General features: G+C 73.4%; 14 protein-coding genes. 9 read left to right on the forward strand and 5 right to left on the reverse strand.

Annotation, left to right across the window (positions count from 1 at the left end; genetic code table 11):
* Positions 1–92: 92 nt before the first annotated feature.
* From EUA98_RS05415 to EUA98_RS05450, 8 genes are all read left to right on the forward strand, one after another.
* Complete coding sequence (locus EUA98_RS05415) at positions 93–1,670, forward strand: ABC transporter ATP-binding protein (protein ID WP_130101656.1); 1,578 nt, start codon at positions 93–95, stop codon at positions 1,668–1,670.
* Complete coding sequence (locus tag EUA98_RS05420; RefSeq protein ID WP_434063480.1) at positions 1,667–2,914, forward strand: ABC transporter permease; 1,248 nt, start codon at positions 1,667–1,669, stop codon at positions 2,912–2,914. Before EUA98_RS05415 ends, EUA98_RS05420 begins: the two co-directional genes overlap by 4 nt.
* Positions 2,911–4,215 (forward strand): ABC transporter permease, encoded by a 1,305-nt coding sequence (locus tag EUA98_RS05425; protein WP_434063481.1) that lies wholly within the window; start codon positions 2,911–2,913, stop codon positions 4,213–4,215. Before EUA98_RS05420 ends, EUA98_RS05425 begins: the two co-directional genes overlap by 4 nt.
* Positions 4,212–4,625 (forward strand): cytidine deaminase, encoded by a 414-nt coding sequence (locus tag EUA98_RS05430; RefSeq protein ID WP_255424280.1) that lies wholly within the window; start codon positions 4,212–4,214, stop codon positions 4,623–4,625. Before EUA98_RS05425 ends, EUA98_RS05430 begins: the two co-directional genes overlap by 4 nt.
* Positions 4,622–5,923 carry a thymidine phosphorylase gene (locus EUA98_RS05435; protein ID WP_130101657.1) on the forward strand — a complete coding sequence of 434 codons (1,302 nt, stop codon included), beginning with the start codon at positions 4,622–4,624 and terminating at the stop codon, positions 5,921–5,923. Before EUA98_RS05430 ends, EUA98_RS05435 begins: the two co-directional genes overlap by 4 nt.
* A gap of 8 nt (positions 5,924–5,931) precedes the next feature.
* The gene (locus tag EUA98_RS05440) at positions 5,932–6,996 is read left to right on the forward strand and encodes a hypothetical protein (protein ID WP_130101658.1); all 1,065 of its coding nucleotides are present in this window, start codon (positions 5,932–5,934) and stop codon (positions 6,994–6,996) included.
* A gap of 101 nt (positions 6,997–7,097) precedes the next feature.
* On the forward strand, positions 7,098–7,331 hold the full coding sequence (locus tag EUA98_RS05445; RefSeq protein WP_130101659.1) for a hypothetical protein: 234 nt from the start codon (positions 7,098–7,100) through the stop codon (positions 7,329–7,331).
* Positions 7,332–7,374: 43 nt separating this feature from the next.
* A complete protein-coding gene (locus EUA98_RS05450) occupies positions 7,375–8,505 on the forward strand; it encodes an adenosine deaminase (RefSeq protein WP_130101660.1) in 1,131 nt (376 codons plus the stop codon).
* A gap of 45 nt (positions 8,506–8,550) precedes the next feature.
* On the opposite strand, the gene EUA98_RS05455 is transcribed toward EUA98_RS05450, so the two are convergent.
* On the reverse strand, positions 8,551–10,365 hold the full coding sequence (locus tag EUA98_RS05455) for a phospho-sugar mutase (protein WP_130101661.1): 1,815 nt from the start codon (positions 10,363–10,365) through the stop codon (positions 8,551–8,553).
* Position 10,366: 1 nt separating this feature from the next.
* A complete protein-coding gene (locus EUA98_RS05460; RefSeq protein WP_130101662.1) occupies positions 10,367–11,212 on the reverse strand; it encodes a purine-nucleoside phosphorylase in 846 nt (281 codons plus the stop codon).
* Between the two features lie 77 nt (positions 11,213–11,289).
* Between EUA98_RS05460 and EUA98_RS05465 the strand changes: the two genes are divergently transcribed.
* Positions 11,290–12,711: an NAD(P)H-quinone dehydrogenase gene (locus EUA98_RS05465; protein ID WP_207218978.1), complete on the forward strand. Its 1,422-nt coding sequence runs from the start codon at positions 11,290–11,292 to the stop codon at positions 12,709–12,711.
* A 34-nt stretch (positions 12,712–12,745) separates the two neighbouring features.
* On the opposite strand, the gene EUA98_RS05470 is transcribed toward EUA98_RS05465, so the two are convergent.
* The 3 genes from EUA98_RS05470 to efeO are packed head-to-tail and all read right to left on the reverse strand — an operon-like array spanning position 12,746 to position 15,829.
* Positions 12,746–13,255 carry a hypothetical protein gene (locus EUA98_RS05470; protein ID WP_130101663.1) on the reverse strand — a complete coding sequence of 170 codons (510 nt, stop codon included), beginning with the start codon at positions 13,253–13,255 and terminating at the stop codon, positions 12,746–12,748.
* 28 nt (positions 13,256–13,283) lie between these two features.
* Positions 13,284–14,624 carry an iron uptake transporter deferrochelatase/peroxidase subunit gene (gene efeB / locus EUA98_RS05475; RefSeq protein ID WP_130101664.1) on the reverse strand — a complete coding sequence of 447 codons (1,341 nt, stop codon included), beginning with the start codon at positions 14,622–14,624 and terminating at the stop codon, positions 13,284–13,286.
* Positions 14,625–14,632: 8 nt separating this feature from the next.
* Entirely contained in the window at positions 14,633–15,829 is a 1,197-nt protein-coding gene (gene efeO / locus EUA98_RS05480) for an iron uptake system protein EfeO (RefSeq protein WP_130101665.1), read from the reverse strand.
* Positions 15,830–15,879 lie beyond the last annotated feature (50 nt).

A 15,879-nucleotide genomic window follows, 5' to 3' on the forward strand; every position in this document is an offset into this window, starting at 1 on the left:
GCTCGTCCCGCGGGTTCTGCGCGGCTCCCGGGCGAGTCCCGTGCAGAGCGCTACTGTTCGAGCAACAACGATGTTGAAAGGGACCAGGTCACGTGAAGCTGGAACTACGCGGGATCACCAAACGCTTCGGGTCCTTGGTGGCGAACGACCACATCGACCTGGTCGTCGAGTCAGGCGAGATCCACGCGTTGCTCGGTGAGAACGGTGCAGGCAAGAGCACCCTGATGAACGTCCTGTACGGGTTCTACGACCCGGACGACGGCGAGATCCTCATCGACGACACCGCGGTGAACTTTGACGGACCGGGCGACGCGATGGCCGCCGGCATCGGCATGGTCCACCAGCACTTCATGCTCGTGCCCGTGTTCACGGTCGCCGAGAACGTCGTCCTGGGGCACGAACCGGTCCGGGGCGGCGGGCTGATCGACCTCACCGAGGCGCGGCGCCGCGTGCGCGAGATCTCCGACCGGTTCGGGTTCGACGTCGACCCGGACGCGAAGATCGAGGACCTCACCGTCGGTGCCCAGCAGCGCGTCGAGATCATCAAGGCCCTCTCGCGCGAGGCCCGGGTCCTCATCCTCGACGAGCCCACCGCGGTGCTCACCCCGCAGGAGACCGACGAGCTGATCGGCATCATGCGCCAGCTGCGCGACTCCGGTACCTCGATCGTGTTCATCACCCACAAGCTCCGCGAGGTCCGCGCCGTCGCCGACCGGATCACGGTGATCCGCCGCGGCAAGGTCGTGGGCAGCGCATCGCCGTCCGCGCCCGAGACCGAGCTCGCCTCCCTCATGGTCGGGCGGTCCGTCGACCTCGGCGTCGACAAGGCGCCGGCCCAGCCCGGGGAGGTCGGCCTCGCGGTGCGGGACCTCACCGTGCTCGACGCCCTCGGCGTCCGCCAGCTCGACGGCATCTCGTTCGACGTCGCGCGCGGCGAGATCCTCGCGATCGCCGGCGTGCAGGGCAACGGCCAGACCGAGCTGACCGAGGTCATCCTCGGGCTGCAGAAGCCGGTCGTCGGATCGGTGCAGCTGGACGGGCTCGAGCTCATCGGGCGCACCGTCAAGGAGGTGCTCAACGCCGGGGTCGGGTTCGTCCCCGAGGACCGCACCGAGGACGGCCTGGTGGCCGACTTCTCGATCGCCGAGAACCTCATCCTCGACCGGTACGACCAGCCGCCGTTCGCGAAGGGCTTCTCGCTGTACCCCTCGCAGGTGCGGACGAACGCCGAGAAGCGGACCGTCGAGTTCGACGTGCGCACCGGGTCGGTCGACGCGTTCGCGAGCACGCTGTCCGGCGGCAACCAGCAGAAGGTCGTCCTCGCCCGCGAGATGTCCCGACCGCTGCGCCTGCTCGTGGCGTCCCAGCCGACGCGCGGCCTCGACGTCGGCTCGATCGAGTTCGTGCACTCCCGCATCGTCGCCGAGCGTGACAACGGCACCCCCGTGCTCATCGTGTCGACCGAGCTCGACGAGGTCCTCGCGCTCGCCGACCGGATCGTGGTCATGTACCGCGGTCAGATCGTCGGCATCGTGCCCGGCGGCACCGACCGCGACGTCCTCGGCCTGATGATGGCCGGCGTCCCCCTGGTCGAGGCCCGCGAGCAGGCCGCAGCCCATCACACCGCGCTCGGCGACGCCGATATCGCGACCGAGGAGGACAACTCGTGAGCCAGCCGATCGCACCGGAGCGGACGCAGCCCGCCGCGGGCAGGACGCGCGGGCAGCAGGCGCTGCACGAGATGCTGGCCAGCAACTGGCTCGCGACCGTGCTCGCGGTCGTGCTGGCGCTCGTGCTGTCCGGCGTGCTCATCGCCGCGGCCGACAAGGCCGTCCAGGAGACCGCCACCTACCTCTTCGCGCGACCTGGGGACTTCTTCGGTGCCGTGTGGACCTCGGTCTCGAGCGCGTACGTGGCGCTGTTCCAGGGCTCGATCGTCGACACGAGCGCGAGCACCCTCACCCGCATGATCCGGCCGATCACCGAGACGATGACCGTCTCGATCCCGCTGATCTTCGCGGGGCTCGGGCTCGGGATCGGCTTCCGGGCCGGGCTGTTCAACATCGGTGCGCAGGGCCAGATCATCCTCGGCGCGGTGTTCGCGGGTTACGTCGGCTTCACGTTCGACCTGCCGCCCGTCGTGCACGTGGTGCTCGCCGTGGTCGCCGCCGCGATCGGTGGTGGCCTGTGGGCCGGCATCGCGGGTGTGCTCAAGGCGCGCACGGGTGCGAACGAGGTGATCGTGACGATCATGCTCAACAACATCGCGGTGTACCTCGTCGCGTTCCTGCTCACGACCACTGCGTTCCAGCGCGGCGACAGCAACAACCCGATCTCGCCGCCGCTGAACTCGAACTCGCTGTTCCCGCTCCTGCTCGGGTCCGGCTTCCGGCTGCACGCCGGCTTCCTGCTCGCGCTCGCGACCGCGGTCGGCGTGTGGTGGCTGATGAACCGCTCGACGATCGGCTTCCAGTTCCGGGCGGTCGGGTCGAACCCGAACGCCGCCCGGGTGGCCGGGATCTCGGTCAACGCGGCCTACGTGTGGGTGATGGTCGTCGCCGGTGCGCTGGCCGGTCTGGGCGGCGCGGCGCAGGTGCTCGGCACAGAGAAGGTGCTGACCGCCGGGGTCGCCGCGAGCTTCGGGTTCGACGCGATCACGGTCGCCCTGCTCGGGCGGTCCAAGCCGCTGGGCACCGTGCTCGCCGGGCTGCTGTTCGGTGCGCTGCGGGCGGGTGGGTTCGCCATGCAGGCCCGGACCGGGACCCCGATCGACATCGTGCTCGTCGTGCAGTCGCTGATCGTGCTCTTCATCGCCGCGCCACCTCTGGTGCGGGCGTTGTTCCGGCTACCCGCGGCCGGGACGGAACCGCCCGTCCTTGCCGTCAGCCCGTCCGTGAAGGAGGTAGGCCTGTGAGCACCGTCGTGGAAGCCCCGACCGCGTCGTCGGGTCCCCAGTCGCCTCGCAGCGGCGCCGTCCTGGCCCCGATCAGCTGGAAGGCGCCGATCGCCTACGCCGTCGTGGCCGTCATCGCCCTCATCGGGTTCGTGGTGGTCGCGCCGAAGGGGCTCGAGACCACGTTCACCGTGTCGACCTCCTCGGACTTCTTCCAGATCGCCCCGATCACCGTGCCGTCCACCGCCACCGCGCTCCTGCTGTGCCTGGTCGCGCTCGTGCTGGCGGGCGTCTCGTTCTGGGCGACCCGGTCCCGGCGCAAGGTCGGGGTGTGGTTGCCGTCCGTGTACGGCGTCGCGCTCGTGCTCGCGTTCCTCACCTGGTCCGCGGCGGGCAAGGACTCGGCGCTGCCCCTGACCGGCCTGCTCCAGGGCTCGCTGTTCCTCGCGGTCCCGTTGGTGTTCGGCGCGCTCGCGGGCCTGCTCTGCGAGCGGTCGGGGATCATCAACATCGCCATCGAGGGCCAGCTGCTCGCGGGGGCGTTCCTCGCCGCCGTCGTCGCCTCGATCACCCACAGCGCCTACGCGGGCCTGGTCGCCGCACCGATCGCCGGTGCCCTGGTCGGGCTCCTGCTGGTGCTGTTCTCGATCCGGTACATGGTCGACCAGATCATCGTCGGGGTGGTGCTCAACGTGCTCGTCATCGGCGTGACGAGCTACCTGTTCTCGACGGTGCTCAAGGTCGACGCCGCCACGTTCAACTCCCCGCCGAAGCTGCCGGTCATCGGGATCCCGGTGCTCTCGCAGATCCCGATCATCGGCCCGGTGCTGTTCCGGCAGACCGTGCTCGTGTACGTCATGTACGTCGTGGTGGCCGTGCTCCAGGTCATGGTGTTCCGCAGCCGCTGGGGCCTGCGCCTGCGCGCCGTCGGCGAGCACCCCAAGGCGGCCGACACCGTCGGGATCAAGGTCAACCTCACGCGGATGAAGTCCACGGTCCTCGGTGGCGCGGTCGCCGGTCTGGGCGGTGCCTTCTTCACGGTCGCCGCCGGGCTGGCCTTCGGCAAGGAGATGGCCGGTGGCAAGGGGTATATCGCCCTGGCTGCCATGATCCTCGGGCGGTGGAGCCCGGCCGGTGCGCTGGCGGCAGCCCTGCTGTTCGGGTTCTCGGACAACCTGCGGGTGGTGCTCGGCATCGTGGGCACGCCGATCCCCAGCCAGATCATGCTCATGACGCCGTACGTCGTCACGATCTTCGCCGTCGCCGGAGTGGTCGGGCGCGTGCGCGCGCCGGCCTCCGAGGGCATCCCGTACGTCAAGTGAGGAACACCGTGGAGAACGAGATCGACTGGGATGCCCTGCGCCTCGCGGCGACCGAGGTGATGCGCCGCGCGTACGTGCCGTACTCCAAGTTCCCGGTGGGGGCCGCGGCGCTGGTCGACGACGGCCGGATCGTGGTGGGCTGCAACGTCGAGAACGCGTCCTACGGGCTGACGCTGTGCGCCGAGTGCGCGCTCGTCTCCGGCCTGCACGTCTCGGGCGGCGGACGGCTCGTGGCCTTCGCCTGCGTCGATGCGCACGGCAACGCGCTGATGCCGTGCGGGCGGTGCCGCCAGCTGCTGTGGGAGCACGGCGGGGCCGCGCTGCTGGTGAACACTGTGAGCGGTGTCCGGCCCATGACCGAGGTCTTGCCGGACGCCTTCGGACCCGAGGACCTGGTGGAGCGAGCATGAGTACCGCAGAGCTTTTCGACGCAGTCGACGTCATCCGCACCAAACGCGACAAGGGCCGGCTGAGCGACGCCCAGATCGACTGGGTCATCGACGCCTACACCCGCGGCGTCGTGGCTGAGGAGCAGATGTCGGCGCTCAACATGGCCATCCTGCTCAACGGCATGGACCGACCCGAGATCGCGCGGTGGACGGCGGCGATGATCGCGTCCGGCGAGCGGATGGACTTCTCCGGGCTGTCCCGCCCGACGTCGGACAAGCACTCCACCGGCGGGGTCGGCGACAAGATCACCCTCCCGCTCGCACCGCTGGTCGCCGTGTTCGGCGTGGCGGTCCCGCAGCTCTCGGGCCGCGGGCTCGGTCACACGGGCGGCACGCTCGACAAGCTCGAGTCCATCCCCGGCTGGCGCGCCGCCCTGAGCAACGCCGAGATGCTGGCGCAGCTCGAGAGCATCGGCGCGGTCATCTGCCAGGCCGGGTCCGGCCTGGCCCCCGCCGACCGCAAGCTCTACGCGCTGCGCGACGTGACCGGCACGGTCGAGGCGATCCCGCTGATCGCGTCGTCGATCATGAGCAAGAAGATCGCCGAGGGGACCGGATCCCTCGTGCTCGACGTCAAGGTCGGGTCCGGCGCCTTCATGAAGAACATCGACCAGGCGACCGAGCTCGCGCGCACCATGGTCGACCTCGGCACGGATGCCGGGGTGCGGACGGTGGCGCTGCTGACCGACATGTCGACGCCGCTCGGGCTGACCGCCGGGAACGCGCTCGAGGTGCGGGAGTCCGTCGAGGTGCTCGCCGGCGGCGGGCCGGCCGACGTCGTCGAGCTCACCGTCGCGCTCGCCCGGGAGATGCTCGCGGGCGCCGGGGTCACGGGCGTCGACCCGGCCGACGCGCTCGTCGACGGGCGGGCGATGGACGTGTGGAAGCGGATGATCCGGGCGCAGGGCGGGGACCCGGACGCGGCGCTGCCGTGGGCGAGCGAGACCGAGCTGGTCCTCGCCCCGGCCGACGGCGTCGTCGTGAGGCTCGATGCGCTCGCGGTCGGGGTCGCGGCCTGGCGTCTCGGCGCCGGTCGCGCGCGCCGGAGCGACACCGTGCAGGCCGGCGCCGGGGTCGTGATGCACGCCAAGCCCGGTGCCCTGGTGCGCGCCGGTGAGCCGCTCATGACGTTGCACACCGACACCCCGGAACGGTTCTCGCGGGCGCGGGAGGCCCTGCTCGACGCGGTCACCATCGCCCCCGAGGGTTCGGCCCCGCCCCGCACGCCGCTGATCCTCGACCGGATCGCCGCGGGCTGAGCGTCGTCGTGCCGGGTCCCGCACCCAGCGCTCCGGCCAGCCGCCGGCTGCAGGCGACCACGGTCGCCCGCCGGCTCGGCCGGGTGCTGCGGTTCGGGGCCCCGTCGGGGTGGTACGGGGCACCCGCGGTCGCGGACGGCTGGTGGCCGCCGCCGCCGGTCGCGGTCGTCGCGGCCGGGCGCCGGGACGGCCTGCCCGCGGAGCTGCGGTCCCGCTACGACGACCTGCTCGCCGGGGCGAGGCCGCACGATGACGTGCGGGCGGTCCTCGAGCGCGTGTTCGCCGCCGGCGCCTCGCTCGACGCCGTCGCGTTCCTCGCCGCGACCTGGCCCGAGCTCACCGACCGGGACCGCGCCCAAGTGGCCGCGCCGCTGCGCCCGGTCGGCCGGGCCCGCGAGCTCCGGCTGGCCGAGGCGCCGGCCCAGCAGATGGACCCGACCACGTGCGGCTCCGCCGTGCTCGGGATGCTCGCCGCATCCGGTGACCCGCTGCTCGCGCTGTGGCTGGTGACGGGTCGGCGAATGCCCACGGCGCGGCCGTGGTGGCTCGGTACGCGCGCCGTGGCGGACGACGTGGCCACGGACGCGGCGTCCCGGTTCGTCGGGCTGCAGCTGGCCGTCAGGCGGGCCTCCAACCGGTCCGCCCTCGGCCCGCTGTCGTGGCCCGCAGGTCTCGGCACCCCGCCGTGGGGTGCGGCGCGGGCCGCGGTGTTCCCCGGGGCGACCTTCCGGTCGGTCATGATCGACGACACCGACACCCGCGGCCTGCGCGCCCTCCTGGGCCGCGCCGAACGGGCGCTCGCCGCCGGGGTGGGGGTGCCCCTGTTCACCGGCGGCGACCTCGGCGGTGGTGTCGCTGCGGCCGTCCCCCGGCACGTGGTCCTGCTGACCCCCGCGGCCACGCCCCCGGGGCCCGGCGAGGTGGGTCCGGAGTCCGGTCGGTACACCGTCTACGAGCCGTCCAGCGGTGCGGTGCACGCGGTGACCCGGGCCGAGCTGCTGGCCCCGGACGGGGCCCGGGCCGCGCTCGGCGGCTGGTCGCACGCGTGCTGGGCCGTGCTGCCGGGGGCCTGACGGGAGGTGCGCCGGCCCCCGGGAGGCCGGGAGCGGAACGGCTGGCGCTCGCCGTCGGGCAGGGCGACGATGGATCTGCACCCTCGGCGACTGGAGGAACCATGAGCACCCTTCCCGGACACGACGCCTGGCGCGACGCGGGTCTCTCCGAGGTCGATCCAGCCGGCATCATCGAGATCGAACCCGAGCCCGATTCCGACCTCGACGGCGGGCAGGTCGACGAGGAGTACGAGCCGGGTGAGCCACGCCCGGACCTGCGCGGCGAGGCCGATGCGGCCGACGTCACCGAGCAGTCGGCGGAGCTCCCCCCGGACGACCGCGAGGAGTACCCCTGAGCCTCGGAGCCGCACGCCCGGCGCTGCGGCTACGGTGGGCGCTATGCCCATTGACGAGTCCGCGATCGCGGCGCTGCCCAAGGTCGTGCTGCACGACCACCTCGACGGCGGGCTGCGGCCGGCGACCATCGTCGAGCTCGCTGCGACGGTCGGGCACGCGCTGCCCACGACCGACCCCGCCGAGCTCGGCGAGTGGTTCGTCCGGTCGGCCAGCTCCGGGAGTCTCGAGCAGTACCTGGCGACCTTCGAGCACACGGTCGCCGTGATGCAGACCGAGGACGCGCTGCGCCGGGTCGCGCGCGAGGCGGTGGCCGACCTCGTCGCCGACGGCGTCGTCTACGCCGAGGAGCGCTACGCCCCCGAGCAGCACCAGCGCACCGGACTGTCCCTGCAGCAGGTGGTCGACGCCGTCCAGGCCGGGTTCGCCGAGGGCGTCGCCGAGGCGGCCTCGACCGGTCATGTCATCCGGGTCGGCACGCTCCTCACCGCGATGCGCCAGACCGACCGCGGCGAGGAGATCGCGCGGCTCGCGCTCGAGAACCGGGAGCGCGGGGTGCTGGGCTTCGATACCGCCGGGCCCGAGGCGGGCTTCCCGCCCACCCTGCTGGAGACCGCGTTCCGGCTGCTGGCCGAGGCGAACTTCCCCGTCACGATCCACGCGGGGGAGGCGGCCGGGCTCGACTCGATCGCGCAGGCGGTGCACGTCGGCCACGCGAGCCGGATCGGTCACGGGCTGCGGATCGTCGACGACATCGACATCGTGCGTGCGGAGGGTGACCCGGCCGACAAGGAGCCGGGCGTCGAGGACGAGGCCCGGCTGGGCGCCCTCGCGCACTGGATCCGGGACCACCAGATCCCGCTCGAGCTGTGCCCGACGTCCAACGTGCAGACCGGGGCGGCCCAGTCGATCGCGCAGCACCCGATCACGCTGCTGAAGGATCTCGGCTTCGCGGTCACGATCAACACCGACAACCGGCTGCAGTCGGGGACGACGGTCACCCGCGAGATGACGCTGCTCGCGACCGAGGCCGGCTGGACCCTGGACGACCTGCGCGACGCGACGGTGACGGCCGCCTGGAACGCGTTCATCCATCACGACGAGCGTGAGGCGCTCGTCGACGACCACATCCTGCCGGCGTTCGGCCAGCCGGTCGCGGGCCGGCACCGCGCCTGACGCCCGCGCCGGGGCCGCCGACGGCCCGGCTACCCGACGGCGCGGCTACCCCAGGCCGAGGGCGGCGCGCAGGTCGACCTTGAGCGCGTCCAGGCGCTCGCGGGCGACCGTGCGGGCGTGCGTGAGTGCGGCGTCGTCGGCGTCCGTTGCGACCGGGATGATCACCTCGAGGTAGCACTTGACCTTGGGCTCGGTCCCGCTGGGGCGCACGACCACCCGCGTGCCGTCGGCGGCCAGCAGGCGCAGCCCGTCGGTGGGCGGGAGACCGTCGGCGCCGTCGGCCAGGTCGACCACCTCGGTCACGGCTGAGCCCGCGAGGGTGGCCGGGGGAGCGGAGCGCAGGCGGGCCATGGTCGCCGGGATCTGGTCGAGGTCGGTGAACCGGGCCGCGAGCTGGTCGGTGAGGTACAGGCCGTGCTCGCGAGCGAGGTCGTCGAGCGCGTCGATCAGGGTCCGGCCGGCGGACTTGAGGCCGGCGGCGAGCTCCGCCATGAGCAGCCCCGCGCTCAGGCCGTCCTTGTCGCGGACCTGGGTCGGATCGACGCAGTAGCCGATCGCCTCTTCGTAGCCGAAGAGCAGGCCGTCCACGCGGGCGATCCACTTGAACCCGGTCAACGTCGACGCGTGGGTCAGGCCGTGCGACGCGGCGATCCGGGCGAGCAGGCGCGAGGAGACGATCGAGTTCGCGAGGACGCCGGTCGGCTGTGCGCCGGAGCGGTGCGCGCGGTCGGCGACGTACGCGCCGAGGAGGGCACCGACCTCGTCACCGTGCAGCATGCGCCAGCCGTCCGCGCCCGCCGTGTCCGGGCCGCGGAAGATGCGCGCGCGCGGGTCCTTGACCGCGATGGCGCACCGGTCGGCGTCGGGGTCGTTGGCGATCACGAGGTCCGCGCTGGTGTCCTGGGCGAGGCCGAGCGCGAGGTCGATCGCACCGGGCTCCTCCGGGTTCGGGAACGCCACGGTCGGGAAGTCCGGGTCCGGGTCCGCCTGCTCGGGTACGGGGTAGACATCGGTGAAGCCCGCCGCGCGCAGCACCCGGTCGGCCACGACGCCACCGACGCCGTGCATGGACGTGTGCACGATCTTCAGCGTGCGCGGCCCGGTCGGATCGGCCAGGGAGACCACCGCCGCGACGTAGGCGTCGAGCACCTCGGGGCCGAGCACCGTCCAGCCGGAGTCGGCGCGCGGCACGTCCGCGACGGACCTGACCGCGGCGATCCGGGCAGCGATCTCGGCGTCGGCGGGCGGCACGATCTGGACGCCGCGGCCCTCGTCGGTCGCCATGCGTCCGCCGAGGTAGACCTTGTACCCGTTGTCCCGGGGCGGGTTGTGGCTCGCGGTGACCATGACGCCGGCGTCGGCGTCCAGGTGGCGCACGGCGTAGGCGAGCAGCGGGGTGGGCAGCGCGCTCGGCAGCAGCAGGGCCTCGATGCCGGCGCCCACCATGACGGCCGCGGTGTCGCGGGCGAAGGCCTGGGAGTTGTGCCGGGCGTCGTAGCCGATCACCACGCGCGGCACGGCCTCGCTGAGCGTGCCGGTCAGGTGTGCGGCCAGGCCGGCGGCGGCGCGGATCACGACCGCCCGGTTCATCCGGTGCGGGCCGCCGCCGAGCACGCCGCGCAGGCCGGCGGTGCCGAACAGCAGCGGGCCGCTGAACCGGTCCGCGAGGTCGTCGCGGGCGGTGGCGATCCGCGCCCGGACGGTCTGGGCCGCGGGGGAGGGACCCTCGGGGGCGACCTGGAGCGCCTCGGCGAGCAGGTGCTCGAGCTCGGCCGCCGTGGTCGGGTCCGGGTCGTCGGCGATCCAGGTGCGGACGTCGTCGGCGAGGTGGAACGCGGTGCCCGCGGTGTGCGTGGTCATGTCAGATCCTCCGGGCGATCTCGGCGAGCAGGGCACTGATGCGCGGTCCGGCGGCCTGGCCGGCCTCGAGGACCTCGCCGTGGGACAGCGGGGTCGGGCTGATCCCGGCGGCGGCGTTGGTCACGAGCGAGATCCCCAGCACCTCCAGCCCCGCGTGGCGGGCGGCGATCGCCTCGAGCGTGGTGGACATGCCGACGAGGTCCCCGCCGAAGCGGCCCGCCATGCGGACCTCGGCCGGGGTCTCGTAGTGCGGGCCGGGGAACTGGACGTACACACCCTCGTCGAGCGAGCCGTCGACCTCGCGGGCCAGTGCCCGCAGGCGGGCCGAGTAGAGGTCGGTGAGGTCGACGAACGTCGCACCCTCGAGCGGGGACGTCGCGGTGAGGTTGAGGTGGTCGGAGATCAGGACCGGCGTGCCGGGCAGCCAGGCCGGGTTGAGCCCGCCGCACCCGTTGGTGAGCACGATGCGGGTGGCGCCGGTCGCGGCCGCGGTGCGCACGCCGTGCACGACCCGGCGCACGCCCTTGCCCTCGTACAGGTGCGTGCGCGAGCCGATCACGAGCGCGAACTTGTCGGTCCCGGTGATCCGGATCGAGCGGGTGGTCGCGCCGTGCCCGGCGACGGCGGGTGCGCTGAAGCCCGGGATCTGGTCGCTGTCGATCTCCGCGACGGTCTCGCCCAGCAGGTCGGCGGCGCCGCCCCAGCCGGAGCCGAGCACGAGCGCCAGGTCGTGCCGGGCGATCCCGGTGACCCGGGCGAGGTGCGCCGCGGCGGCGCGGGCCACGTCGAACGGGTCCACCGCCGGATCGTCGAGCGAGTGGGGGGCGGTGTCCGTCGTCGGGCTCATGCCCTGAGGTTATCGGCCCGGGCGGGTCCGGGCCGTGATCTGGTGGCTCGCGGCGCCCGGACAGGCATGATGGCGTCGTGAGCACCTCGGCGCAGGACCTGCAGAGCACGCGCGTCGTCATCGTCGGCGGTGGTCCGGGCGGCTACGAAGCCGCGCTGATCGCCCGACGGCGGGGCGCCGAGGTCACGCTCGTGGAGCGCGACGGCCTCGGCGGTTCCGCCGTGCTGACCGACGTCGTGCCGTCCAAGACGCTGATCGCCACGGCGGAGTCGATGACGGTCATCGCCCGCGCGTCCGAGCTCGGGATCTTCCCGGCCGGGGAGGCTGCGGGTGCGGCCGACGCCGCGGCCGCCGTGCAGGTGGACCTCGGGGTGGTCAACCACCGGGTGCTCGGGCTCGCGACGGCGCAGTCGGTCGACATCAAGGCCCGGCTCGAGCGCGAGGGCGTGCGGGTCGTCGACGGCGCGGGGCGGCTCGAGGGCCCGCAGCGGGTGGTGGTCGACGGCGCCGGGGCGTTCGACGCCGACGTGATCCTGATCGCGACCGGCGCCGCACCCCGCGTGCTCCCCGCCGCCCAGCCGGACGGCGAGCGGATCCTCACCTGGACCCAGCTGTACCGGCTGACCGCGCTGCCCGAACGGCTGATCGTGGTCGGCTCCGGGGTCACCGGTGCCGAGTTCGCGGGGGCGTACAACGCGCTGGGCGCCGAGGTCGTGCTGATCTCGAGCCGCGACCAGGTGCTGCCCGGTGAGGACCCCGACGCTGCCGCCGTCATCGAAGAGGTGTTCACCGCTCGCGGGATGACCGTCATGGCGCGCTCCCGCGCGGAGTCGGCCGTCCGCACGGGCGACAGGGTCGAGGTGACGCTCGCGGACGGGAGCACGGTGCGCGGGTCGCACGTGCTCCTGGCCGTCGGGTCGGTCCCGAACACCGCCGGGATCGGGCTCGAGGAGGCCGGGGTGCGGCTCGGTCCGGGCGGCCACGTCGAGGTCGACCGGGTCTCGCGGACCTCCGCACGGGGGATCTACGCGGCCGGGGACTGCACCGGGGTGCTTCCCCTCGCGTCCGTGGCGGCGATGCAGGGGCGGATCGCGATGGCCCACGCGCTCGGCGACGCGGTGAGCCCGCTCGAGACCACCGAGGTCGCCGCGACGATCTTCACCTCACCGGAGATCGCGACCGTCGGCTACAACGAGGACCAGCTCAAGGCGGTCGGCACCGCGTACCGGGTGAGCATGCTCCCGCTGCGCGGGAACCCGCGCGCCAAGATGATGGGCCTGAAGTACGGCTTCGTGAAGCTCTACATCCACTCGGTCACCGGGGTGATCCTCGGGGGCGTGGTGGTGGCGCACCGGGCGAGCGAGCTGATCTTCCCGATCACGCTCGCGTTCGCGCACCGGCTCACGGCGGATGACATCGCCGACTCGTTCACGGTCTACCCGTCCTTGTCCGGGACGGTCGCCGAGGCCGCCCGCATGCTCCACCGCCACACCCCCTGACGCGCGCCCCGGCAGGTCCAGGATCGGCGCCGCGTCAGCGGGTGCTGGCGGACGGGCGCAGGGCGAGCTGGTGGACGGTGGCGGTCAGGTCGACCGAGGCGTCGGCGATCTCGAAGGCGGTGATCGTCACGCCGGTGGCCCGCAGGGCCACAGCCGACTGCAGGTCCAGCACGGCCTGCGGCTCACCGTGGGGGCCCTGCTCGACGACGACGAGCCCGGCCGGCAGGTGAGCGGCGCGCAGGCCCGAGTTGAGCAGCGGCGTCAGCTGGTTCAGCAGCTTCTGCACCGGCACCGCGCCGGCCTTGATGACCAGGTCGAACGTGGCGCGGCCGCCGGCGAACGACCGGAACGTGGCGTCCACCCGCACCGTCGGCGCGATGGTCGCGAGCGCACGCAGGGCGAACGGGGGAGCCGGGACCGCACGCAGGTCGACGTCGGCCCGGACGGTCGAGCCCGTGGCGGTCACCTCGCGCAGGACCGGGGGCAGGGCCCCGCCCAGGAGGGCGAACTCGAGCGCTTCGGGGAAGGTCAGGGACAGGCGCACGGTGCTCCTCGGCAGATCACGGGCCCGGTCAGGTGAACAGGCCCTGCCCGACGAACGCGCCGTCGGGCGTCCCCATGGTCGCACCCTCGGGTACGCCGGGCGGGACGGCCCAGAGCCCGGAGCCGGTGTGGCGCAGGTACTCGCTCATCGCGTCGTCCCGCGCGAGGGCCGTCTGCATCGGGGTGTACTGCGTGCGCGGGTCGCGGACGTACGCGAGGAAGAACAGGCCGGCGTCGAGCCGTCCGAGCCCGTCCGAGCCGTCGGTGTAGTTGTACCCGCGCCGCAGCATCCGGGCTCCGCCGTTGCTGCTCGGGTGGGCGAGGCGCACGTGCGAGTCGATCGGGATGAGGGGCTCGCCCCCGCGCCCGCCCGCGGCGAAGTCCGGGTCGGTGTGCTCCGTCCCGCCCGACAGGGGTGCGCCCTCGCCCTTGGTCCGCCCGACGATCTGCTCCTGCTCGCGCAGCGAGGACCGGTCCCAGGTCTCGACGGTCATCCGGATCCGCCGGGCGACCAGGTAGGAGCCGCCCGTCATCCAGGCGGTGTCGCCGCCACCCGAAGCGCCGCCGGCAGCGTCGTCGTCGGCCGCGACCCACAGGTGCTCCTCGGCCTGCTCGGGCTCCTCCGCCATGAGGTTGGCGGTGCCGTCCTTGAACCCGAACAGGTTGCGCGGGGTCCGCTGGGCGGTCGACGTCGACGAGGTGCGGCCGTAGCCGAGCTGGCTCCACCGGATGGCCGCGGTGCCGAACGCGAGGCGCGACAGGTTGCGGATCGCGTGCACGGCCACCTGCGGGTCGTCCGCGCAGGCCTGGACCGCGAGGTCGCCGCCGGTGCGGGCGGCCTCCAGCTGGTCGCCCGGGAAGTGCGGCAGGTCGGCCAGGGCTGCGGGGCGGCGGGCCGCCAGCCCGAACCGGTCCGTGCCGTCGGCGGTGGAGAACAGCGACCCGCCGAACCCGAACGTGAGGGTCAATCCGGACGCGGCCAGGTCGGCCGCCTCGCCGGTGTCGTCCGGCGGGGAGTCGTAGGGGCCCGCGCCGGGGTCGAACTCGCCGGCGGGCAGCCCCTGGGTCAGGCGCGCCGCCGCCGTCGTCCAGCGGCGCAGCAGGTCGATGACGTCGTCGCGCGACGTGGTGGTCAGGTCCCAGGTCGCGAAGTGCAGACGGTCCTGCGCGGGGGTGACGATCCCCGCCTGGTGCGCGCCGGTGAACGGGTAGACCCGGGACGCGCCGGTCGGCGCACCGGTGGCCGGGGACGACGCGCGTCCGGCGGCGACGCCGCCCGCACCCGCGATGCCGACGGCCGCGGCCGCGCCGGCCCACCCCAGGATCGCGCGCCGGGAGACACCGGGGCGCGCGTCGTCCTGCTCGACCATGCCGGTGCTCAGAGCACGACCGCGGACGTCAGCCGCGACAGCGGCTCGCCCAGCGCGTCGACGGCGTTGGCCAGGGCCCGGACCTCGTCGGACGTGAGGTCGGTGTACATGGCGAAGCCGTCCCCGGCGCGGTGGGCGTCGAGCAGCAGCTGGACGTCCGCGAACCGCTCGTCGAGCGTCGTGGCGAGCTCGGCGTCCTTGGCCGCGACCACGTCCCGCAGACCCTCGAACGCGACCCGGGCGCCGTCGACGTTGGCCTGGAAGTCCCAGAGGTCGGTGTGCGACCAGATCTCCTCCTCGCCGGTGACCTTCCCGGTGGCCACCTCGTCGAGCAGGCTCTTGGCACCGTTGCCGATCTGGTCGGCCGTCAGGGTGAAGTCGTCGGCGTGCACCCGTCCGTCGAGGTCGAGGGTGTCCGCCACGAGCTGGTCGGTGAACTGGGTGCGCTGCTCGGCGGTCAGCGGGACGTAGGCGACGCCGCCGTTCGCCTCGGTCGTCGGGGCCCAGAGGTCCTTCTCGAGCAAGTGCCATCCCGTCCACTCGGTCCCGGGCTCGACGTCGGCCTCGCGCAGGTCCATCCGCGGGTCGAGGTCGCCGAACGACTCGGCGACCGGCTCGATGCGCTCCCAGTGCACGCGGGTCGAGGCGTACGCGGCCCGGGCGGCGTCGTCGTCGCCGGCGAGGAAGGCCGCGGCGAACGCCTCGGTCGCGACGAGGAGCTGCTCGGTCTGGTCCTGCACGTACGCGACGTAGTTCGTGCTCGCGGTGGCGAGCTGCTCGGCCACCTCGCCGGTCGGCCCGACCTCGATCCCCGAGTCCGTGACGGTGAACTCCGCCCGTTGGCCCGTGCCCGTCATGCCCGGCTTGCAGGCCGTCTGGTAGGTGCCCGGCTGCGCGGCCAGGACCAGGTCGCGGGTGATCCCGGGGCCGACGTTCTCGACCTCGGCGACGATCCGCAGCCCGTCGGCCGCCAGCAGGTAGAACTCGGTCACCTCGCTGCCGGAGTTGGTCACCGAGAACACCACCGTGCCCGACGGCGCCGTGGTGGCCGAGACCGCGCAGGCGTCGGCGCTCGAGTCCACCGTGAGCGTGGTCGGACCGTTCCCACCGGAGGCCGCCGCGCCGACGTCGTTCTGCGTGCAGGCCGCGAGCGGGATCAACAGGGCGGTGGCCGCGAGGGCGGTCAGGGACCTGCGAGCGCGCATGGGGAATCCTCCAGGATGGGTCGACGCACGGGGTGCGGGCGACGGTTCGA

Source organism: Pengzhenrongella frigida (genome assembly GCF_004168625.1).
Taxonomy (GTDB): Bacteria; Actinomycetota; Actinomycetes; order Actinomycetales; family Cellulomonadaceae; genus Pengzhenrongella; species Pengzhenrongella frigida.